Origin of the sequence: Corynebacterium fournieri, from assembly GCF_030408775.1 — a bacterium.
Taxonomy (GTDB): domain Bacteria; phylum Actinomycetota; class Actinomycetes; order Mycobacteriales; family Mycobacteriaceae; genus Corynebacterium; species Corynebacterium fournieri.
This window is the reverse complement of the sequence record NZ_CP047210.1, coordinates 1,011,305-1,033,198: the sequence shown is the minus strand read 5'-3', so window position 1 is coordinate 1,033,198 and position 21,894 is coordinate 1,011,305. Positions and strand designations below refer to the sequence as shown.

The 21,894-nt window shown below is 62.7% G+C and carries 17 protein-coding genes, 2 tRNA genes and 1 pseudogene; 4 read left to right on the top strand and 16 right to left on the bottom strand.

Annotation, left to right across the window (positions count from 1 at the left end; genetic code table 11):
- Positions 1-5 precede the first annotated feature (5 nt).
- From CFOUR_RS05055 to gltX, 7 genes are all read right to left on the bottom strand, one after another.
- Positions 6-1,070 (bottom strand): ABC transporter ATP-binding protein, encoded by a 1,065-nt coding sequence (locus tag CFOUR_RS05055; RefSeq protein WP_085956557.1) that lies wholly within the window; start codon positions 1,068-1,070, stop codon positions 6-8.
- Positions 1,067-2,680 carry an ABC transporter permease gene (locus CFOUR_RS05050; protein ID WP_101706418.1) on the bottom strand — a complete coding sequence of 538 codons (1,614 nt, stop codon included), beginning with the start codon at positions 2,678-2,680 and terminating at the stop codon, positions 1,067-1,069. Before CFOUR_RS05050 ends, CFOUR_RS05055 begins: the two co-directional genes overlap by 4 nt.
- 6 nt (positions 2,681-2,686) lie before the next feature.
- Positions 2,687-3,742 carry an ABC transporter substrate-binding protein gene (locus CFOUR_RS05045; RefSeq protein WP_101706335.1) on the bottom strand — a complete coding sequence of 352 codons (1,056 nt, stop codon included), beginning with the start codon at positions 3,740-3,742 and terminating at the stop codon, positions 2,687-2,689.
- Between the two features lie 244 nt (positions 3,743-3,986).
- On the bottom strand, positions 3,987-5,231 hold the full coding sequence (locus CFOUR_RS05040) for an alpha/beta hydrolase (protein ID WP_230471715.1): 1,245 nt from the start codon (positions 5,229-5,231) through the stop codon (positions 3,987-3,989).
- Between the two features lie 100 nt (positions 5,232-5,331).
- Positions 5,332-5,404, bottom strand: a tRNA-Glu gene (locus CFOUR_RS05035).
- Between the two features lie 29 nt (positions 5,405-5,433).
- A tRNA-Gln gene (locus CFOUR_RS05030) sits at positions 5,434-5,505 on the bottom strand.
- 158 nt (positions 5,506-5,663) lie between these two features.
- A complete protein-coding gene (gene gltX, locus CFOUR_RS05025) occupies positions 5,664-7,157 on the bottom strand; it encodes a glutamate--tRNA ligase (RefSeq protein ID WP_085956558.1) in 1,494 nt (497 codons plus the stop codon).
- Between the two features lie 766 nt (positions 7,158-7,923).
- On the opposite strand from gltX, the gene CFOUR_RS05020 reads away from it, so the two are divergent.
- The 3 genes from CFOUR_RS05020 to CFOUR_RS05010 all read left to right on the top strand — a co-directional run bounded on the left by CFOUR_RS05020 (position 7,924) and on the right by CFOUR_RS05010 (position 10,074).
- Positions 7,924-8,355: an alpha-amylase inhibitor gene (locus CFOUR_RS05020; protein WP_230471716.1), complete on the top strand. Its 432-nt coding sequence runs from the start codon at positions 7,924-7,926 to the stop codon at positions 8,353-8,355.
- A 385-nt stretch (positions 8,356-8,740) separates the two neighbouring features.
- Positions 8,741-9,169: a hypothetical protein gene (locus CFOUR_RS05015; protein WP_230471717.1), complete on the top strand. Its 429-nt coding sequence runs from the start codon at positions 8,741-8,743 to the stop codon at positions 9,167-9,169.
- A 47-nt stretch (positions 9,170-9,216) separates the two neighbouring features.
- Positions 9,217-10,074 carry a hypothetical protein gene (locus CFOUR_RS05010; RefSeq protein WP_290180159.1) on the top strand — a complete coding sequence of 286 codons (858 nt, stop codon included), beginning with the start codon at positions 9,217-9,219 and terminating at the stop codon, positions 10,072-10,074.
- Between the two features lie 43 nt (positions 10,075-10,117).
- Here the strand turns inward: CFOUR_RS05010 and CFOUR_RS05005 are convergent, their stop codons facing one another.
- Positions 10,118-11,188 (bottom strand): CE1 family esterase, encoded by a 1,071-nt coding sequence (locus CFOUR_RS05005; RefSeq protein ID WP_290180269.1) that lies wholly within the window; start codon positions 11,186-11,188, stop codon positions 10,118-10,120.
- A gap of 94 nt (positions 11,189-11,282) precedes the next feature.
- Here CFOUR_RS05005 and CFOUR_RS05000 point away from each other — a divergent pair, with 94 nt between their 5' ends.
- Complete coding sequence (locus CFOUR_RS05000; protein WP_085956564.1) at positions 11,283-12,398, top strand: isochorismate synthase; 1,116 nt, start codon at positions 11,283-11,285, stop codon at positions 12,396-12,398.
- Here the strand turns inward: CFOUR_RS05000 and CFOUR_RS04995 are convergent, their stop codons facing one another.
- From CFOUR_RS04995 to CFOUR_RS04960, 8 genes and pseudogenes are all read right to left on the bottom strand, one after another.
- Positions 12,399-13,190, bottom strand: a complete 792-nt coding sequence (locus tag CFOUR_RS04995) for a fumarylacetoacetate hydrolase family protein (RefSeq protein ID WP_085956565.1) — start codon at positions 13,188-13,190, stop codon at positions 12,399-12,401.
- A gap of 46 nt (positions 13,191-13,236) precedes the next feature.
- Entirely contained in the window at positions 13,237-13,794 is a 558-nt protein-coding gene (locus CFOUR_RS04990) for a 3'-5' exonuclease (protein ID WP_085956566.1), read from the bottom strand.
- 3 nt (positions 13,795-13,797) lie between these two features.
- A complete protein-coding gene (locus CFOUR_RS04985; RefSeq protein WP_085956567.1) occupies positions 13,798-15,663 on the bottom strand; it encodes a DUF294 nucleotidyltransferase-like domain-containing protein in 1,866 nt (621 codons plus the stop codon).
- Positions 15,664-15,705: 42 nt separating this feature from the next.
- Positions 15,706-17,166: a dehydroquinate synthase/iron-containing alcohol dehydrogenase family protein gene (locus tag CFOUR_RS04980; RefSeq protein ID WP_290180155.1), complete on the bottom strand. Its 1,461-nt coding sequence runs from the start codon at positions 17,164-17,166 to the stop codon at positions 15,706-15,708.
- A 10-nt stretch (positions 17,167-17,176) separates the two neighbouring features.
- Positions 17,177-18,193, bottom strand: a complete 1,017-nt coding sequence (locus tag CFOUR_RS04975) for a 3-isopropylmalate dehydrogenase (protein ID WP_085956562.1) — start codon at positions 18,191-18,193, stop codon at positions 17,177-17,179.
- 53 nt (positions 18,194-18,246) lie between these two features.
- Positions 18,247-19,188 (bottom strand): annotated as a pseudogene (locus CFOUR_RS04970) (hydroxyacid dehydrogenase); the annotation flags it as partial.
- A 48-nt stretch (positions 19,189-19,236) separates the two neighbouring features.
- On the bottom strand, positions 19,237-20,091 hold the full coding sequence (locus CFOUR_RS04965; protein WP_085956568.1) for a hypothetical protein: 855 nt from the start codon (positions 20,089-20,091) through the stop codon (positions 19,237-19,239).
- Positions 20,091-21,872 carry a DUF262 domain-containing protein gene (locus CFOUR_RS04960; protein ID WP_085956569.1) on the bottom strand — a complete coding sequence of 594 codons (1,782 nt, stop codon included), beginning with the start codon at positions 21,870-21,872 and terminating at the stop codon, positions 20,091-20,093. The genes CFOUR_RS04965 and CFOUR_RS04960 overlap by 1 nt, the downstream gene beginning before the upstream one ends.
- Positions 21,873-21,894: the final 22 nt, after the last annotated feature.

Here is a 21,894-nt window from a genome sequence, read left to right as displayed (position 1 = left end):
GGTAATCAGTCATTTTTTGCGGGATAGACTATCGGCGATCGCACTACGACACCGACCGCGTCGCCAACCGCCGGGACGTTACGAGCTGATGCCCTTCCCCGGAACTCGACGCCGTCGACGTCAATGGTGAGCGAGTAGCCGGAGATCTCAAACAGGGCCGATGTGACTCGGCCTGCCCGAGCTCCTTTCTCCCCCGGCGACGTGATTTCGACCGACTCCGGCAAGACCGCGACGGTGACATCGCCTGCTGCCTCGCCGCCGTGGTCGCCGACCAGCTCCACATCCGCGAGTGCCCACTCCAGCGACGCTGTGTCGGTCACAACTCGCCCCCTGACGCAGCGCCCGTTAAGCAGCGTCGCGTCAGCGATGAAGGAGGCCACCCACGGCGTAGCTGGGTGTGCGATAACCTGCTGCGGCGTTGCAAACTGTTCGAGTTTGCCGTCTCGCAACAACGCTATGCGGTCCGCGATTGCGAGCGCTTCTTTGCGGTCGTGGGTGACGTGCACCGTGGTGAGCGACGACTGTTTGGTCAGAGAGACAAGCTCCCTGCGGAGGCTGTCCCGCAGAGGTTCGTCCAGGGCCGACAAGGCTTCGTCGAGAAGCAGTACGCGCGGGGTGGACACAATCGCACGCGCGAGAGCGACACGTTGCTGTTGCCCACCGGACAATGTCGACGGCTTCCTGTCGCCGTACCCGTTCAGGCCCACAGTATTAAGCGTTTCCTCTACGCGCTTGTGCTGCTCCTGCCTTCCCACCCCTGTGCGCTTGAGCGGGTACGCGACATTGTCTCTCACGCTCATATGCGGCCACACCGCGTGCTGCTGGAACACCATCCCCATCTGTCGCTTCTCTGGTGGCATGCGAGTCACATCCGCCCCGTCAAGCGAAACCGTGCCGGTTGACGGCGCCACAAACCCCGCCAACGTACGGAGCAACGTAGTTTTTCCTGATCCGGATGGGCCAACCAACGCCACGAACTCACCACTTTCGATGTGGAGGTTAATGTCGTCCAAACCAACAGCGCCGTCTGGGAAAACTACGCCCAGCTTCTCTATCGAGATGTCGCTCATCGGGACTCCTTTGTGGGGTTACGAACGGTCAAAGCAAGGGCGACAACACCGATGACCGCAAACATCAGTGCGAGCGCTGACGCCTGGTTGTAGTTTCCGGACTGCTGCAAGTTGAATAGCTGCACGCCGATCGTGGTAGTACCCGGTGCCACCAACAGGATCGAGACCGTCAATTCACGAACCGCGGTAACGGCGACAAGTACTGCGCCTGAAATTGCTGCCGGCACAGCCATCCGACCGGAGGTGTCCGCGATTGAGCGCACTTTTCCTGCTCCGGAGATGCGCGCCGCTTCCTCTACAGCGACCGGGATTTTGCTCATCGGCGCACGCACGGACTGCAGCACCAATGCGGTAAACGCGCAGATGTAGGCAAGCAGGATTACCCAACGGGTGTTGTAGAGACCGGTGTACCTGCCAACGATCAGCCACCCGACACCGATGATCAGGCCAGGCAAAGCGGCCGGCAGTAACGTGACGAGGGACAACGGAGTGTTTGTCCGTGCACGGGTCCGGGTAACGAGGATGCCGATTGCCCAACCGAGCAGCCCGCAAAGCAGCGCTGCGCCGACCGCGAGAACCACGGAGTTGGCAAATCCGTCGATGACTCGCGGGTTGCTCAACGTCCGGCGAAAATTCTCCAACGAGATGGTTTCGAACGTCAACGGCACACCGGGTGCGGGCAAAAGCGCCCGGTACGCTAGGCCGAGAATCGGCCCGAGAGTAATGGCGAGCGCCACCGCCCAAGACACCGCCGTCACCGGCACCTTGGCAGCACCCAACGAAAGTTTAGTTGTATCGGAGCCGCTCACACTCGAAGAAGCTCGGCGCGCTACCGCGTAATCTGCCACTACAGCGATGATGCCCAGCAGCATCAGTACGGCACCCACAGTGGAAACCACTTGCAACGGGTTGCTCACCGTGCCGGATTCCATGAATCGGTAACACATTGTCGCAAGCGTTTCGAACCGCACCGGGGACCCTAGAATCGACGGGATACCAAAATCTGCCAGGTTCGACACTGCCGTGAGTGTGAAGGCACTCAGAAGAGCTGGGCCCAGCAGCGGGATTGTCACCGTCCGCAGAACCGTTGCACTGCCCGCGCCGCTTACGCGCGCTGCAAGCTCAAGGTCCGAAGGGATCTGTCGGAGCGCCGCGGCAATGATCACAAACACCACGGGGTACGAGTGCAGCGTCATCAAAAAGACGATGCCGTCGGCACCATACAAATCCCACAGCGGGCGATCGAACAATGCGTTGAGCCCTTGGTTTCTGCCGAAAAGTTGCAGCCACGAAATTGCGCCGACAAACGGTGGGACAAGAAGCGGAGACAACAAAAGCAGGCGCAGTCCTGTCGCTCCCCCAACATCGGTGCGTTCCAGGATAATCGCGATAGTTCCGCCGATGAGCACCGCGCCTAGCGAGGACATGACGGTCGTAAACACCGAGTTCCACGTCGCCCGCGCAAGGCCTTGCTCAATAAGTACCGGGAATTGGTTCCCACCGAAAGCCAGTGAGACCACCAGCGCAAGCGGGACGATGAAAATCGCCGCGGCCACCATCCATACCCCAATTCGGGCGAGGTTGAGCCCCGGCGAAGCGGAACGCTGCATTGCCACCTAGTTCATTGCGTTCTGGAAGAACTCCACAGAACGCGCGCGATCGTCGGTCAGCGTTTTCAGACCTGCGTCCATAAGCGCGATGTCATCGAGCTCCGGGGCATCGCCTGGCGTGCCCACTCCTTCGATGATCGGCAAGTAGTTTTGCTCCACAGCGAGCTCCTGCCCCTTCTTGGACAGCACGAAATTGATGAACAGTTCAGCTGCAGATTGGTGTTCCGAATCTGCGAACACTGCGATCGGTTCGGTGATGTACGGAGAGCCCTCGGAGGCGTATACCTCCTTCACAGGAGAACCCTGCGCTGCAAGATCGCGCACGAGGTAGTCGACGACCACGCCCACCGGGTGGCCGCCTCCAGCGATTTCTTGGGAAGTCGGACCGTTGGACGCTGCGATCATCGGTGCGTTTCCGCCCAGCGCAGTAACCCAATCCTCTCCGAGCTTGTCGTTGTTCATCCACACCGTGGCGTTGTAGGCAGCGGCGCCGGAAACGGCAGGATCCGGCATGACAATCTTGTCGCGGAACCGCTCATCCGTCAGGTCCGTCCACGACTGCGGTGCATCAGCTTCGTTGATGACCGAGGTGTTGTAGGCGATCACTGTCGGGATTATGCGGGTGCCTACGTAGTAGCCCTCCGGATCGGCTGCGCCGTCGAGAACCTCATCAGTTTCGACATCATTGAATTTCGCGAGCAGATCATCCGCTTTGAAAGCTTCAAAAGTCGGCGCGTCCGCAGCCCAGATAAGGTCTGCTTCTACGGAGCCGGATGTCTTTTCCGCTTCGATGCGCGCTTTCAAATCCCCTGTACCTGCACGGTAGACCTGCACGTCCACCTCCGGGTGTTCCTCGTTGAATGCGGCGACGATCTGGTCGACTTTTTCCTCCGGCTCAGAGGTGTAAATCGTCAACGAGTCCGAAGCAGAGTCCTTGGCTGCCTCGCCGGTAGTTTCGGTGCTGGAAGCAGCGTCTTCCGTCGGCTCGGAGCAGCCAACGAGGGAAAGAGCGACCACTCCGAGCGCGGCTGCTACAGACACAGACTTTCGTGTGAATTGCATGAGGAACTCCTTCGGACACGGTAAAAACCGCGCCTACTTTAACACCGCCGTGGGGCGCTCGCTGGGTGAACAATCTCAGCAATCCTGGATCGCTAAGCGCAGGAAATTGATACTTCTCGACGAACCCAAGGTCGCCGCCGTTTCCCTCTGCGGACGCTGGAGCGATGACAAGCGGACCAGCGGTGGTAGCCACCGAGCGCAGAGCGCCACCGCGCATCAATGTTGCGGTCACGTACAGTGTGGATCACTCGCTTGATCCGGAAGATCCCTTTTCAGAGCCTCCCACCGGCTGCGGCGCCTCTTCCGGAAGGGGCGCCTTGGTCACCGGAGTCTCCCGCTCGAACGGTTGGACGTCGAGCGCGGGTCCGATCACACCCCAGCTCTTGCGCATGGACTTCTCAAACAGCCCCCAACTGTGCGTGCCTTCCACCTGCGGGTACCACTCCACGTCCAGGCCCGCGCGCTGCGCTTGGTCTACAAAGTAGTCGGAGCAGGCGTAGGAGGCCGCCTCAATCGCGACGGGCGGCCCGATCCGCTCCGAGGAAGTTTTCGTGTCATCGATCTCACCCGGCACGCCTTGCGCCGCCGAGACGAACAGTTTCGTGTCCTCCAGCGCGCCGAGGTGCAGCACCGGCGAGTGCGCCTCCCACGCGGGGTTGCTGGACAGACCCCACATCTTGGTCGCGTCCGCGCCGTTGAGTTTGAGCGCCTGGCGCACGTAGGTATCGCCCAGCACACCGGAGGTTGCCGGGCAGCCAGAGTAGGACGCGGCAGCGCGGAACCGTTCCGTATCCAACGACGCGATGTGCAAAGCGGGCCCGCCGGACATTGAGATACCTGCGATCGCGTCGCGCCCGTTGCCGTGGAAATACTCGTCCATTAGCGGCGGCAGCTCTTTGGTGAAGTAGGTCAGCCACTTGTTGCGGCCAGTCGCCTCGTCCTCGCGGTACCAATCGGCCTGCATGGAGGACACGGAGCCAATCGGGGTGACCACGTTGACCAGTTTGTCTTGGAAGAAATCCTGGTAGTCCGACGAGTTGCGCCACGACCACCCGTTCGCCGCTCCGTCTGCGCCCATGAGCAGGTAGAACGTGGGCCGCGAGGTATCGTTGTCCGGACCGCCGGGCAGGATGACCTCGTTTTTGACCTCTCGGCCCATGGCGTGGGAGTAGACCACGACCTCGTACACGTCGTTTTCGATGTGCGTGACCGATTTCAGCGTCGCCGGGCGCGCGTCGGGGTCAGGGAAAGTTTCGCTGACATTGCTTAGCGACGACCCATTGCTGCTCGCCCCCTCATACATCGAAGAGCCGAACACTCCCCCGCCAAGGGTGGCCAGAAACAGCGCCGGCACTGCCAGGATCGGGATTGCGGAAAACAGACTCGATGCCGCTGCGGGGACACTGGAAGCGTCGATAAGGCTCGAACCGCTCTGCTGAATCCGTCCGCTCAATAGCGACGACAACGACCACACCATGCGATTAACCATAGTTCGCGAAAGCATGTCCACGGGGCGGTGGAATCTTCTGAGAGGCAACCCGCACAACAAAAACCTCCGATCCAGCAGGTGGATCGGAGGTTTACTCTTGTACCCCGTACGGGATTTGAACCCGTGTTACCGCCGTGAGAGGGCGACGTCCTAGGCCGCTAGACGAACGGGGCATTAGGACACAGAACTTAAAGCTCTGCAGCTGGCCTACCAGGACTCGAACCTAGAATGACGGTACCAGAAACCGTTGTGTTGCCAATTACACCATAGGCCATCGTTTTTCAGTTCTGACCTGCGCTTTCCCTTTCGGTCCTGCGCCTGTCCGGCTGAACAACGTGGATTACTATAACCATGAAACGTTAAAGCAACCAAATCCCCAGGCCACCGCGCAAAAAGCGGTGGCCTAAAAGGGGTAGAACAACAGCGCTGTAACTACTGCGCGACCTGGTACGGGGTCACGGCCCGGGCAGCGCGCAGGCGCTTGAGGGTGGACTCGCGGCCGAGCAGCTCCATGGACTCAAACAGCGGCGGGGACACGGCAGCGCCGGTGGCACCCACGCGCAGGGCACCGAAAGCGACGCGCGGCTTCAACCCGAGGTCGTCGATAAGCGCCTTGTTCAACGCGGCCTCGATGTTGGCCGTGGTCCACTCCCCTTCGCCGATGGCTTCCAGGGCGACAATGCCAGCGTCGAGCGGCTCGATCGCGGTGTCTTTGAGGTTCTTCTTCGCGCTCTTTTCATCCAGCTCGAGGTCCTCATCCGCGATGACCAGGAACTTCAGCAGGTTCCATGCGTCGGACAGCACCTTGATGCGCGTTTGCACCAGATCTGCCGCGACGGCGAACTTGTCCGCCGGGTAATCGTCCGGGAACTCGGTGTACTCGGTCAGGTATGCGCGCAGGCGGTCGCGGAAGTCCTCCGGGGCCAGCAGTCGGATGTGGTCGGCGTTGATGGCCTCCAGCTTCTTCTGGTCGAAGCGCGCGGGGTTGCCCAGCACGTCGGAGACGTCGAACGCCTCCACCATTTCCTCGACCGTGAAGATGTCCTGGTCTGCGGACAGCGACCACCCCAGAAGCGCCAGGTAATTGATCATGCCTTCCGGGATGATGCCGTTGTCGCGGTGGTTGAACAGGTTGGATTCCGGGTCACGCTTGGACAGTTTCTTGTTGCCCTGCCCCATCACGAACGGCAGGTGGCCGAACTCGGGGGTGAACTCGGCAACGCCGACGCGCTTGAGCGCCTCGTACAACGCCAACTGACGCGGCGTCGAGGAAAGCAGGTCCTCGCCGCGAAGGACGTGGGTGATGCCCATCAGCGCGTCGTCGACCGGGTTCACCAGCGTGTACAGCGGAGCACCGTTGGAGCGGGCAACCACGTAGTCCGGCTGAGTCTCGGACTTGAAGGTCACCTCGCCGCGCACCAAGTCGTTCCAGGTCCAGTCCCGGTCCGGCATGCGCAGGCGCCACACCGGCTTACGGCCTTCCGCCTCGAACGCGTCGATCTGCTCTTGCGTCAGGTCGCGGTCGAAGTTGTCGTAGCCCAGCTGCGGGTCGCGGCCGGCAGCCTTGTGACGCTCCTGGACCTCTTCGTTGGTGGAGTACGCCGGGTATACCTCGCCAGCCTCGATGAGCTTGTTCAAAACGTCCGCGTAGATCTCAGAACGCTGGGACTGGCGATAAGGCTCATGCGGGCCGCCCACGTTGATACCTTCATCCCAGGTCAAGCCCAGCCACTCCAGCGACTCGATGATCGCCTGGTAGCTCTCCTCCGAGTCACGCGCGGCATCCGTGTCCTCGATGCGGAAGACAAAGGTGCCTCCAGAGTGGCGGGCTTGCGCCCAGTTGAACAGTGCCGTGCGTGCCATGCCCACGTGCGGGGTTCCGGTAGGTGACGGGCAAAAACGTACGCGCATTGAAGAGTCAGTCATGTGCGCAATCGTAGCGCGCAGAGCCCATTGCCTATCGACGTCCTCCGGTGCACCACCGAAAGGAGCATGGCAATAACCGCTGCACCGCCTATCCTCCCGGCAACGTATTTGAAAGTTCAACTGGCTCGAGCCCCCGAGAGGGTGTCCGATTGGACAAGTCAACTCAACTAGATCCTCTTGCGTCCAAACTGACCCTGCCAACGACGCCCAATACGGCGACGCCTCATTCTCTAGGGCGTGCCCCACCGCAACTGGTGCCGCTACCGCAACCACAAGAGCCTGTCACGGACGATCGATGTGGCGGTGCCGAAACTCCGTCACGGCCCATCCTTCCCTTACTACTCGAGCGCCGATCACGCGCAAAGAGCACGCAATCGACTCCGATTCGGCGGCCAGCCTGTCAGAATCCAAAGCCCTGCGAATGCCGAAAGAACTCGACGAGATGGTCACCGTTTCGAAAAATGCCCGCTCGATATCTACGGTTTCGGCTACCCGTCCCGTAACATGCTCAGCTTGAAATAGGCGCGGGCGACCCGATAGTTGTCGCTGGAGCTATTCTCTTTTCTGTACAAACCTGAGATGGGAATGGTGCCAGCACGAGTTGCAAATGGATATAACGAGGGAGACCCTCCGGAAAACTGGCGAGCAATGAAACATACATTGTCTACATTTATCTATCCTCCCCTCTACATTACCCTCGGACACGCTTCTAGTTCAGGTGGCCGGATAGAGACGACCACGCCCCGAAATCGGAAGGAGATCTAGATTGAACCCGATTCGTTCAGCTGCAATATTCGCCCTAACCCTAGCGACTACGCTCGCAATTCCTGCGAATGCGCAGGCCAACGATAGACCCACTTCACTATCAACGAATGCAGCTACGGAAACGGACCTGGCCCCGGGTGAAAGCATCTCTTTTCAAAAGGGTGATGTAGCCAAAGTTGAATTTATTCCAAACGGCCTGCCGGAGAAGGGGCAAGCTAGGGCGGCCGGTTTAACAACTGCACCGAACTGCATTGTCGCGAAAGCAGAAAAGGGATTTGTTCAAGTGGAAAACAATTGCGGCGGCGATGAACCGCAACGCGTGAAAGTGACTCTGGCTTTTGGCCCTGACAAAACTTGTAAATCAATCGAACCTGGCTCACGTACTAATCTTGGCCCTGCCATCGGACGAATCGATGGGGTCTATCTCTGCTAGAGAACAAGAGAAGGAGAAAGCATAAAGATGTCGCGCCGTAGATTCTGTTCAGCAGCGGTAGTAGCTCTCACCGTTTCCGCCATTCACGTCCCTCACGCAGACGCTCTAGGCAAAGATGATCCTCGTTACAGAGATAGTATCGGGACTTACACGGTGAAATGCCAGGTACACCAAAACGCTCCCGATAACCCTATTTCCGGTTTCACGTTTGGAAATCACTCCAAGGATCCTGAAGCGGCTGAAAGTGACGCAAACTCGTTCGTCTCCAAGTTCGGCCCGAACCACGCAAAGCGTCATTGCAAAACCCAGAAGAAGTACACCCCTCGAGGCGCTTACACAAAATCGATGAGACCTATTTAAATCGACGTGCAGATAAGGAACCATTATGGATGAGACATCTACGTGGTGTTTTTTCACAAAATTCGTGTGTCGGTACGACCAACTTGATGAAGCAAAAGCAAGGCACCAAAGATGTGTCGATGTGGTGCGCGAAAAAAACAGAGTGCACTTCTCGTCTGAACAGGCATACCAAGCTGGACACAGTGAACCAACTTTTGAACTCCTCCTGTCAGAGATCATCCCACCGAGCGAGGAGCTAAGCCCAGAAGAGGAAGCGGAGTACTCAGTATTCTTCTTCGTAACTGTTGCTGATGTTCCCTGTGATCCCAATGAAGTCGATGATGCGGTGCGACTATTATCAGCAAAACTTGAAATTGATTTCGAGTCAGGGATCCCTGCGAAGTTCCCAAGCCGCACACGCGGTATTCGTGTCAGCGAAACCGGTCATGAAACTGAGCAATGCATCTACCAATAGGGGTAATCACCCCTATTCACCTTGCTAAGCTGGCCACCCTAGACTTTGTGTCTGCTTTAAATCGAGTCGAAAGTAAGAAGCAGCAACACCACCCCGGGACAGAACCGGCACAACATTATGCGGCCGCAGAACCGGCACAACATTATGCGGCCGCAGAACCGGCACAACATTATGCGGCCGCAGAACCGGCACAACATTATGCGGCCGCAGAACCGGCACAACATTATGCGGCCGCAGAACCGGCACAACATTATGCGGCCGCAGAACCGGCACAACATTATGCGGCCGCAGAACCGGCACAACATTATGCGGCCGCAGAACCGGCACAACATTATGCGGCCGCAGAACCGGCACAACATTATGCGGCCGCAGAACCGGCACAACATTATGCGGCCGCAGAACCGGCACAACATTATGCGGCCGCAGAACCGGCACAACATTATGCGGCCGCAGAACCGGCACAACATTATGCGGCCGCAGAACCGGCACAACATTATGCGGCCGCAGAACCGGCACAACATTATGCGGCCGCAGAACCGGCACAACATTATGCGGCCGCAGAACCGGCACAACATTATGCGGCCGCAGAACCGGCACAACATTATGCGGCCGCAGAACCGGCACAACATTATGCGGCCGCAGAACCGGCACAACATTATGCGGCCGCAGAACCGGCACAACATTATGCGGCCGCAGAACCGGCACAACATTATGCGGCCGCAGAACCGGCACAACATTATGCGGCCGCAGAACCGGCACAACATTATGCGGCCGCAGAACCGGCACAACATTATGCGGCCGCAGAACCGGCACAACATGGTTTTGTAAAACTCGGCCTAAAACAAAACCCAATACCCCCAGGCCCCCTCACCACTGTGGCCGAGTTTTACAAAACCGCGCCTTGACAGGCGCCCCGGGTCGCGCCCCGGGAGGCGCCTAGGCGGTGCGCTACTTGGAGTGGCGGGAGAGGAACGACCACATTTCATCGGCGGCGGACGGCGAGTACCACCAGTAGTGGTTGGAGCCGTGCACCTGGATCACTTCCACGCCCTTGCGGCAGCCGCGGGCGGAAACGCGGGTGGCGTTGGGCAGCGGTGCGCGGTCCAGGCCCAGCCCGCAGCCATTGCGTGCCGCGTAGGAGCCGAACATCTCCGGAACAGGGAGGACTCGCTGTCCCCGTCGGGTGGTGCCGTAGTACGGGGTAAGTGTGTCGTTCATGCCATGCAAAGCCAAGAACGCGACCGGAATGTTCTGGCATCCCTGGTTCACCGGCGCGTAGTAGGCGCCGGAAACGCCAGCCACGCCCGCGAACAGGTCGGCCATGTGGCAGGCGGAGACTGCAGCCATTCCGCCGCCGGTGGACATTCCGGTGGCGTAGATGCGTCGGCGGTCGATGTTGTAGTAGCGCTCGACATCGTTGATCATTGAGCGAACGAATGCGATGTCCTGCCCCGGACGGGTTGCTGCGGTTGGCGAGCCTTCCCAGGAGGCGCCGATGGCGCGCGGGTACACGATGATGGCGTCGCGGCCGACAGAGGATTCGCGGAGGCGGGAATAGTTGCGGAAGTTCTCAGTGGAGTCTTCGAACGCGGAGTAGCCCACCATCACCGGGGTCGGGTTCGCCGGGTTGTAGCCTCGTGGAATCCAGACGAGATAGCTGCGGCCAGCAGCGTGGATTTCACCGTTGGTGCCGTTGGCAACAGGCGCGGGAGCTTGCGGGGCCCAGGGGCCACGGGGAGCAAACCCCGGAGCCGGCACAGGCGCGACTTGCGGGGCCGGGAATGGGTTTCGCGGCAGTGAGGATCCGCCGGGGATGGAGTCGTTTGCCATCTGGACAAACTTGTTCCATTCGGCGTTGGCCTGGTTCGTAGCGTCTGCAGCCGCGCGGTTGGCGTTGTTGATTGCGCCGTTGACCTGGTTGTTGATTTGCGAGGACATGTCCTGAGCGCTGGCTTGCACAGGAGCGACGGCACCACTCGCCAGGAGCAGAGCGGCGAGGCCACCCGCGATAGTCTTCATAATTTTCACACAGGCAACAATAAAGTCACCTTGAAGCACCTGCAATATATGCGGACGTGCGTACATGAACAGGGGGAAGATAAAGTAACCCCACATGCCCACCTCCAGACCCGACAGCGCCCCAGATTTTCTGCTTTCACGGGGCGACGGCTCCGTGCGCACTCAGGGTGCCAAGCGCACCTTCGACGATGCCTGGAAAGCCGCTGACGCAATCGCGCGCGGCGAGGAAGAGATGATCGTCGGCGCTTTGCCCTTCGACCAAGACTGCCCCGCCGCGCTCACCGTTCCGGAGCACATCATCCGCGAGCCTGGCGCGCTCGAGCCTCACCCCTACTACCGTGTGGGCGAGGGCTCCAAGCTCAGCGCAATGCTTGTCGACGTCGACCCGTCCCCGGAAGAACACTTCCGCAGGGTCGAGGCCGCCATCTCCACCATCCAAAGTTCCGCTTTGGACAAGGTGGTGCTTGCGCGTGCGGTGGATATCGCCTTTGATCCCCCGGTCGACCCCCGCCTGGTGGCGGCGCGACTGATCGATTTGTCGTACACCCACGACGGCTTCATTGCGGACCTGACTCCCGCCGGCCGCACGGGCCATTTCCTGGTCGGGTCGTCGCCTGAGGTGCTCGTGCGCCGCCGCAGCAACCGCGTGTGGTCATTCCCGCTCGCAGGCTCGGCGGCGCGCGTGCCGGCGGACCCGGCTGCCGACAACGCCGCCGCGCAAAGTCTCAACGATTCTGCAAAGGATCTGGACGAGCACCGTTTTGTGGTCGACCACATCCGCCGCGTGCTGTCGCCCCTCTGCAGCGAGTTGCACATCCCCGAGCGGCCGAAACTGGAAAAGACCAGCGAAATGTGGCACCTGGCCACCCCGATTGAAGGCGTGTTGAAGGATCCGGCGCCGACGGCGCTGGATTTGGCACTGAGCCTCTACCCCACCCCCGCGGTCTGCGGCACGCCCCAGGCTGCGGCAGAGGCGCTGATTACCACCGCCGAATCTGACCGCGGCTTCTACGCCGGAACGGTCGGCTACACCGACGCAGCCGGCGACGGCGAATACATGGTGGCCATCCGCTGCGCGGAGGTCAACGCCGACGGCACCAGAGCCCGCGCCTGGGCGGGCGGCGGCCTGACCGCCCATTCGGACCCCCAGTCCGAGCTCGACGAGACGTCGGCCAAGCTGCGCACCATCATGCGCGCACTCGGCCTGTAGTTAGGCGCGCTCGACCGGGTTGCCCAGCTTGCCGATGCCCGGGATTTCAACCTCGATGAAATCGCCCGGGACCATTTCGGCGGTGCCAGCGGGTGAACCGGTTGCGATGACGTCGCCAGGCAACAGCGTGAAGGACTCGGAGACCCACTCCACCATCTCGCCGACAGACTTGATCATCTGGTTGGAGTTGGAATCCTGCTTGGTTTCGGTCACTCCCTCGTGGGTGTGGTGGGCCTGGATGGGCAGGTTGGCAAAGTCGAACTTTTCCAAGTCCGTCTCAATCCACGGGCCGATCGGACCGAAGGTGTCGATGCCCTTGGCGCGGGCCCACTGACCGTCGGCGAACTGAAGATCGCGCGAGGACACGTCGTTGATGATGGTCACTCCGCGAATGACGGATTTCCAGTCTGCAGCCTTGACATTTTTGCACGGCACCCCGACTACGAGCGCGAGCTCGCCCTCAAATTCCACACGGGTGGCGTACTCCGGGATCTTGATGGCCGCACCGGGGCCCACGACGGCCGTGGAGGGCTTGATAAAGATGGTCGGCGGCAGGTGCTCCGCAGACTCCTTAAACACCTCGGCCACGTGGTCGGCGTAATTGCGCCCCACGGCGACCACCTTAGACGGCAGCGTCGGCGCAAGCAGGCGCACGTCCTCCAGGGAGTACTCTTTGCCGGTGTACTCGGGGTCGGTAAACGGGGTGCCGGCGATCGCTTTTGCGGACTTCCCCTCGTCGTCGATGACTGCGAACGTCATCCCTTCCGGTGTTGCAATTCGTCCAAAACGCATGTGACAGAGCATACAACCCTTACCCAAAAGTGGCGTTACTCGGATCTCATGTCAGCGCGAGGTACAGCTCCGCGCAGGCAATGGCATCGGTGAGCGCGTTGTGGTTGGCGTAAGCCGGCAGGCCGTAGCGCTCGCGCACCCGGGCGAGACGGAGGTCCTCGCCGCGCGGGTAGGTCCCCATGCGCTCCATATGGCGGCGCTCAAGAACCAGGGTGTCCACCACCTCACTGTCGTGCAACCGCCAGGAGGTGCCGCGAACTTCGGTGTGCAGCTGGGACAAAAACCCGGTTTCCATCTGCGCGAAGTGCGCGAGCAGCTCACGCCCCTGAATCGCGCCCAAGAACGCCTCCAGCACCTCCGCCGGTTCGCGGCCGTGCTCGGCGACATCGTCGTCGGTCACCCCGTGCAAAGTCGCGGAATCGCCCACCTGTGCACCGCGCAGCACGAAGTACTGTGCCGCGGAAAGGTCGATGACGCGCCCGTTTACCGGCACCCAGCCCACGGACACGAGTTGGTGGCGAGCGGGTTTGAGCCCCGTCGTTTCTACATCCACGGCGAGCAGGCAGCCAGGATCGATCTTTCGCTTCTTCGGCCCGAAGAACATCTATTACACCGCCCTGGTCGGGTACGCGGTGGTCAGCGCGTTCTGCAGCGATTTGATCACCCCGAACGCGTCGCGCAGCGCCGCTCGGTCGCGTTCGGGCAGCTGCTTCGGGTCGACGTGGTAGTTAGGTTGTTCCCCCGCGCGCACCTGCGCGGCCTGGTGGCGCATGGCCAGATCGGCGAGGTACTCGTAGGCGTCGAGCAGATCCGCCGCTCCCTTGGCCGAGACCGGTCCGCCCGCGGCGGCGTTCAGGCGCGAGATAGTGTCCACCTCGTCCGCGCCGGCCGCGATGGCGTACAGCCGGGCCATCTGCACCACCGCTGCCGTGCCGCCGCGCTTGATGTCCAGCGTGTGGGCGTATTCGCCGCTACGCTCGACCACGAAGCCGCGGAAGAACCCCACTGGCGGCTCCCGAAACGTCGCGAGCGCGGCGAGGTGCGTGTGCAGGCGCCGAGACCGGTGGGCAGACGAGAGTGCGGAAGCTCGCACGCGCGCGGCCATCTCCTGCCAGCCCTCGCCGTAGCCGAATACCGCCCGGAAGTCGAAGAACACTTGCGCATGCAGCAACGCGTCCGGCTGCGGAGCGGTAACCCAGCCGTGGAAAACGCGGTCCCACTGCTGCACCGTCATGCGCCATTTCGGGTTCATCGCCATCATCTCGCCCGGGCACAGCGTCTGGCCGGCGCGGTCGAGCCCCTCGCAGATAAACGTGCTGAGCTGGTCGAAGTACTGTCCGTGCGCGGCGGGATCGTAATCGTCGGCAAGCACCAGCGCATTGTCCTGGTCGCTGGCCGGGCCCATCTCCCCACGCGCCTGCGAGCCGACAGCAACGAAGGCGAAAGGCACAGGAGGCGGCCCCAGCTTTTCGACGCCTAAAGCACCCAACCTCCTCGCCACCGCGTCCGCGATCGAGGTGAGCAGGCGCTGCGTCTCCCCGGCCGACGCGCCGCGCTCGAAAAACCGCACCGCTACCCTGCCCGCGTCCCTGTAGGCACCCTCAAGCTCGTCCAGGCAACTGCGCGCCACATCCGCCGCCAAGTAGATCGGGTCAGCCTGCAACAGGCGCATGATGTCCGCCGCGGTGACTACGCCGAGCACCTCAGACTGGTCGGCGACCGGCAGGTGGTGGATGCCCAATTCGCTCATGGTCAACATCGCCTCGAACACGAGCGCGTCAGGCGCGATGGTGCGCACCGTGGTGGTCATCACTGAAGAGACCGGCCGCGCCGGATCAATCCGGCGTGCCACCACCCGCGAGCGCATGTCGGCGTCGGTGATGATGCCCGCGATGCCGTCGTCGCCGGTGAGGATCAAGCAGCTGACCTCCTCGGCGTCCATTAGCTCCGCGGCTTCCGCGATGCTCACGCCGGCATCTGTGTCCACAGCTGCGCGACCGGCGAAGATCTCGCGCAGCGGGGTGCGCAGCACGTCGGTGGCGCCGCTGTCGCGGACTTCTTCGGCGGCGGCGCGCACTCGTCGAGAAGCAGTTTGGAAAAAGCGCCCCATGTCGGGGAACCGCTCCAGCAGCTGCGCAAACGCATCGCGCGGGAGCATGAGCAAAATACTGTCTTCGACCGCCTGCATGAGGTAGGCGGATTCCCGCTCGCCCACCAGCGTGGAGTAGCCGAAGTTCAAGCCCGCTTCACGACGGTCTAAAAGCATGCCGCCGTCACTGACAATGTCCACCGCTCCGGAGCGGATCACGTACAAGGTGTCGTTGGGCTGGCCCACCTCTATCACGGTGTCGCCGCGACGGACGTAGGTGATGCCCATCCGGGCGGGAAGGGCCCGCAGGGTCTCCTCGGGCAGCGTCGAAAACGGCTCGTGCTGGGCGAGGAAACCGGAGACCTCTTCAAGCTCCACACTCATGGAGCAACCATACCGTGGCGCGCGCCACGGCTGGGACTGTTTTTACTGGTAGCTCACAAACCAGGGGCGTGGATGCACGTCGCGGTACGTCTGCTCCGGGGAGAAGGTGGGGAAATCCTCGTCGAAGAAGTTCTTCCACGCCATAAAGAAGTTCGGGTCCAGCCCCTGGCGCAGCACGTCCCAGGTCTCGAACTTCTGCTGCGGGTCGCCGTGGCCGTCTGCGTGCAGCACCCAGGCCAACTCCGGCTGGCCGGTGACAATGTTTTCGCGGTCCGGGAACATCGCCGCGTTGAACTGGTGAACGACCAGTGCCTTCTGCGGCAGATTATTCTCGCGCACCAGAGTGGCGAGCCAATCCGCCACCTCATTGACCTCGCCGGAGGTGGCGCTGCCGACGCGAGACAGCGGGGCCTCACCCGGGTTGAGCTTCCACTCGGCGTCCAGCGCGAGTCCCACATTCGGGCGCTTGAGCAGCTCCTCGTACAGCTTCGCCTGCTCCAAGAAGCTGCCCTGACCTGGCTGCAGGTCAATCACGGCGTAGCCTCCAGCATCGACGATCGCGTCGACGTAGGGCACCAAGTCCTCCATCGGCGTCTCGTTGGAGAAGTTGCCATCGTCGCCCGGGCCGCCGGAGGCGACGGTAGCGATGATCTCGAAAGCAGGGACGACCGGCTGGTCGTCGAACGGCTGGTAGTCAGTGGCGTACTTCTTGGCCAGCTCCACCGCCGCAGCCGGGTCCTGCTCGCCCATCACGCCCAGATCCGGGCCGTAGGGATGGCCGTACAGCGCCACCATCCGCCTGCCCGGGAAGACCAGACCGCCGCCGCCCGGCAACTCACCGTTGTCCGCCAAAGCCGCGCGCGCCTGGAAATTCTCGTTCGAGCCGAACTGCCGCCCCAGCGCGAGCGTGTCCTGCTCGGTGACAGTGCGCATGCTCTCCTGCGTCGCGCGCGGATCCGGCGCCGCGAGCACCTGCACGTCCGCGCCAGCCGCGCGGGCGGTGGCCACGGATGCGCGCGAGGACAGTGCGGTGGCAAACATCGGGGGCATGGCCAACTCGCTGGGGCTGCCCGGCTCCAGGGAGGCAATCGCGGCGGCGTCACCCGCCGGCTCGGCGGAGGCGACCGCGTCCACCTCCTCTTCCTCGCCCGGCACGTTGATCACGCGGCTTGCGCCCAGGCGCTCCACCTCGGCGTCAACGGCCGCGTCCGCGCCGTCGTGACGCGTCAGCATCGGCGCGCCGAGCTTGACGGCAACAGCCGCAGCCTTGAGCTGCTGGTCGCGCTCCTTGCCCGAAACCACCACCGTGTCAGCCTTGTCGAAGAGACGTTTGGAGACCTCGACGCCGGTGCCGTCGGTGTCCTGGATGACCTCGTCACCATTCGTCTCGAGCGACTTGCCGCCGCCGAGCGAATCTGCGATTCCTCCCTCAGAGTCGCTGCAGCCGGAGATTAGCAGTGCAGTCGCGGCGAAAAGGGCGGGAATTGTGCGGGTCACATGCATGCGCACCACCCTACTGGAGGGCCGCGGCGATCCTGTCACCTACTTCGGCGGTTCCCTCCTTGGCGTCGCAACGCTGCGCCACATCGTCCTCGACCACCTGCTCGATGCGCGCGGCGTTGTCTTCGTCGCCCAAAAACCGCAGCATCATGGCCACGGACAGGATCATCGCAGTCGGGTCGGCAATGCCCTGGCCCGCGATGTCCGGGGCGGAGCCGTGGACCGGCTCGAACATGGACGGAAACTCCTTGGCGGCGTTGATGTTTCCGGAGCATGCCTGCCCCACGCCACCGGCAACCGCGCCGGCAAGATCGGTGAGAATGTCGCCGAAGAGGTTGTCGGTGACGATGACGTCGTAGCGCTTTGGATCTTGCACCATGTAGATGGTGGCGGCGTCGATGTGGTTGTAGTCCACCTCCACCTCAGGGAACTCGGCCTGCAACTCGTCGACGACGCGCTGCCACAGCCCCCCGGCGTTGACCAGCACGTTTGTCTTGTGCACGAGCGTGAGCTTCTTGCGCCGCGTCATGGCCAGCTCGAAGGCGTAGCGCACGACGCGCTCCACACCGAAGTAGGTGTTCTGGGACACCTCGCTTGCCACCTCGTGCTCGGTGCCTTGGCGCAGCGCCCCACCGTTGCCGGCGTAGAGGCCCTCGGTCCCTTCGCGAACGACCACGAAGTCGATCTCCCCGGGATTCGCCAGCGGGCTGACTGAGGACGGATAGAGGCGCGACGGACGCAGGTTGACGTAATGGTCGAGCTTGAAGCGCAGTGGCAGCAGCAGGCCGCGCTCGAGCACACCCGCCGGCACCCGCTCGGGGTCGCCGATCGCGCCGAGCAGGATGGCGTCGTGCTCCTTCAGCGCGTCCAGGTCCGCGTCCGTGAGCAGCTCGCCGTTGCGCAGGTAGCGGCGCGCACCCAAGTCGAAGTCCGTGGTCTCCACGTCGTCGCGGACGGCGCCGAGCACCTTGAGGCCTTCTGCCATGACCTCTGGGCCGATGCCGTCTCCAGCCAGCACTGCAATTTTCATACCCTGGAACCCTTCTCTCACATCGTAGGACGGGTTCCACACTATCACCCGCCGATGGCGCCCGGGACGGGTTCTCCGCGAAGCGCGCACAACACCGCGCGAGCCACATCCACACCTGCCCGTGCCTGCGCCTCGCGGGTCTGCGCGCCGAGGTGCGGCGTGAGCACCACGTTGTCCAGACCGAGCAGTGGCGAATCCTGCGGCGGCTCCTGCGCAAACACGTCGATGCCCGCAGCGGCGAGCGGGCCGTCGCGCAGCACTTCCGCCAACGCCGCCTCGTCTACTACCCCGCCGCGGGACGTATTCACCAGAATCTGCCCGGGTTTGGCCGAATGCAGCAGCGCAGCATCAAACAGCATCTGTGTCTCCGGCGTTTTTGGCACGTGCACGGTGACAAAATCCGCACGCGCCACCAGCGCCTCCAGCCCGGAAAACTCGACGCCGAGGCGCTCGGCGGCCTCCTGGTTTGGATGCGGGTCATAGGCGATGACATCCGCCCCGAAAGCCGCCATGCGTTCGGCGACGAGCTGGCCGACACGGCCGAAGCCGACGATGCCAAGTGTCTTGCCGTAAATTTCCGTGCCTTGGAACCTTGAGCGCTCCCACGCACCTGCGTGGGTAGAGGCGTTCGCAGCCGGGATGCGGCGCGCCGCGGCGAGCAGCAACGCGATGGTGTGCTCGCAAGCGGAATGGATGTTGGCGGTTGGCGTGTTGGCCACCACGATGCCGCGGCGCCCGGCAGCCTCCACGTCGATGTTGTCCACCCCCACCCCGGCGCGGCCTATCACCTTCAGCTTCGGCGCAGCGTCGATGACCTGCGCATCCACTTCGGTGGAGGAACGCACGATCAGCGCGTCAGCGTCGCGCACCGCTTTGAGTAGTTCGGCCCGGCGACTTCCGGCGACGCGGCGGATCTCCGTCTCATTGCCGAGCGCCTGTTCGGCTTCGGGGGCAAGCGGGTCCGCGATGAGCACAATGGGTGCGTTGGAATGCACAGGATCTCCTCAACGACTGATAGATAAATCGCCGCTTATTCTATTGCGCTAGTAGGCCGCTTCGGCCTCGCGGATACGCTGCGCCAGTTCCTCGGAAGTGCCGAATTGGCTCCCCAGGGCAACGAGCGGCCGCTGCGCCAATCCGGCCATGGCGAACAGGGTCTCCTCACTGCGCCGGGGGTCTGCCAGCGGCACCACGGTCACATTCGCGCCGTAGCTGCGGGCGTTTGCCACCGCCGCTATGGAAGTTTCCCAGGTGGCCACCACCCGAGGGGCCATGTTGGCGTCGCGGCGCGATTGGATGGGAAACGGTTCCGGGGTGGCCGCCGGCAGCACTACCGGGTCGTCCCACGAGGCGCGCAGCCAGGTTGGCTCGAGCTGGTACAGGTTGGAAACCTCACGCACCGCGTCTTCGGGGGTATTCACCGTGCGCTCTTTGTAGCGCAGCGCGGTCATTTCCTCCAGCGAGCGCAGGCCCCCCGGATCGCGGCGCACCCGCACCGCTCCCGAGGACGGCGCGATGGTCACGTCCCCGACCGTGAGCACTGTGACGGTGTGCATGTCCGCGATCATCCGCATGTATTCGGCGTGGCGGCTGGGGTCGTACACCATCATCGGAGCGTTGGTGGTCACCGCGATGGACGCTGCCCGCAGCTGCGCCTCAACGGAGGTGTCACTCAACACGAGCGTTTCAGAGGACGGGAAAAACAGCTTGGTGGTTTTGATCCCCAGCACGTCGTCGACCACTTCCGGCTCGGGCGCAAACAGCTTTGCCACGTGCCTGGACTGGTTCACGCCGCGAGCACGCTCGAGCGGGCTGAGCTGCGCTTCGGGAGCGCAGGCGGAAAGCAGGACGGAAAGCGCCACCGCAGCAGCACCTGCGGCAACCTTGCGTGAGCGCACTAGGCCTCACCCGGTGCCCAGTCCCGCACGGCTGCGCGGTCCATGGCGTATTCGATCATGCCCACGAAACGCTGCCGGCGGTCTGCGATGAAGCCCTCCCAGTCGGAGGCGAGCAGTAGATCCGGATCTATCTCGTGGCCTTCCAGCATCGCGTCGAATTCGTCGTCTTCCAGCAGGGACTTCGACTGCAGCCGCGGCAGGTACCGCTTCGGCTCGTTGTGCTCGATGACCACGTCGGTGCGCCTGCCCATGGGTGTGCGGTTGAGCACCGACAACGCCAACTGCGGGTCCGCCTCCAACGCGCCGGTGGCGGCAAGGAATTCGGGCGGGAACACCTGGCGGAAGCGCGGTTGCAGCTGCGACACGCTTTCGGCGGTAAACGGCTCTGCGGTGCGCCAGTCGCGGGCACCTCGTGCCATGAGCAGGGAGTACAGGCCGCGATAGACACCGCTGTCCGGACTGGCGCTGCGCAGGCGGGATTCGTGAAATCGCGCGTCCGCCACTGTCCGCGGCAGCTCGTCGGTGTCGCCGCGCACCCACGGGGTGACCTCAGTTACGTCTAATCCGATGCGGATGGTCGGGGCGTGCGAACCGTACAGCTCGCCGAACACTCCGCACCAGAACCAGCGGTTGAGGCGGTCAGCAGCATCCGGGCGGGCCAACGCGTCCGCATCTTCGGCCAGGCGCGCCAGGATGACGGCCAGCGGAATGAGCTGCTCCGGGTACGGCACTTGGCCGGCGGAGACCACACGCCGCTCCTCCAAGAAGGCCGCTGCCGCACAGAACCCCTCCACCATCTCGTCGGCGTGGCCGAGGTACTCCTCGAGCGTGATGTTCAAGATGTCGCCGCGGTGCCCCAGCGCAGGCCCGCGGCGGCTGGTCAGCAGCAGCGACAACGCGCGCAGGAATCCCACGCGCCCCACGCTGTCCAGCACGGGGTGCTCGCGCAGCTGCCGCTCGACCCCCGCCCAGTGCTCGGCCAGCACGAACTCCTCGTTTTCCGCCGCGAACACCGCAGTCAACAGCTCGAATACGTCCATCTGCACGCCGGCGGAATTGGCAAAGGCGAAAATCTGGCCCACACCGGCCTGGGTGGTTTCCCGGTCCACACGGATAACGGGGATGTCGTACGCAGGCAGCTCCTGGGTGACCTGGTTGATAAAGCGCTTGGCGGCATCGCGCAGCGATTCGTCCTGGGTTTGCGCAGCCATGTCCACCAGCAGCTCGTTGCCTTCTTTCCACAGCAGCATGCTCACCGGGATGACACCGTGTTCGATATAGGCCTCGCGCGTATCCAGCTCACCGTCGACGGCGGGACCGAAGTGCGAGCGCACCCGCCCAGTCTCGTCCACGGCGAACAGAGCTTCCACCGGCATCGGGTCTGCAGCTACCGCTGTGCGCACGTCCACCATGAATCGACGCCGGATGGGGCGGCCGAGGAAGTCCACGGTCTTGATTTCACCCTTGAGTTCACCGTCCCCCTTGAAGGCCTGGTAGAGGGAGGTGAGGCGCTGTTGACCGTCGAGAAGCAACAGCCCTGGCTCCACGCCGTCTGCGCGCACCCCTTCAATCGGGCGCGGCTTAAACCGTTGCCCGGTGTTGCGGGTGTCGAGCGCGAGAAACGCACCAACCGGGTATCCGCGCAGCACCGAGGCCACCAGGGTGCGGATTCTATCGACGTCCCACAGGTACGCCCGCTGGAAGTCGGGCAGCTGCAATTCTGCACGCTCCGCGCGGGAAAATAGGTCCTTGAGCGAATAACTCGGTGTGGTGAAGCCCATGGCCCTCAAGGGTAGTTCAGTT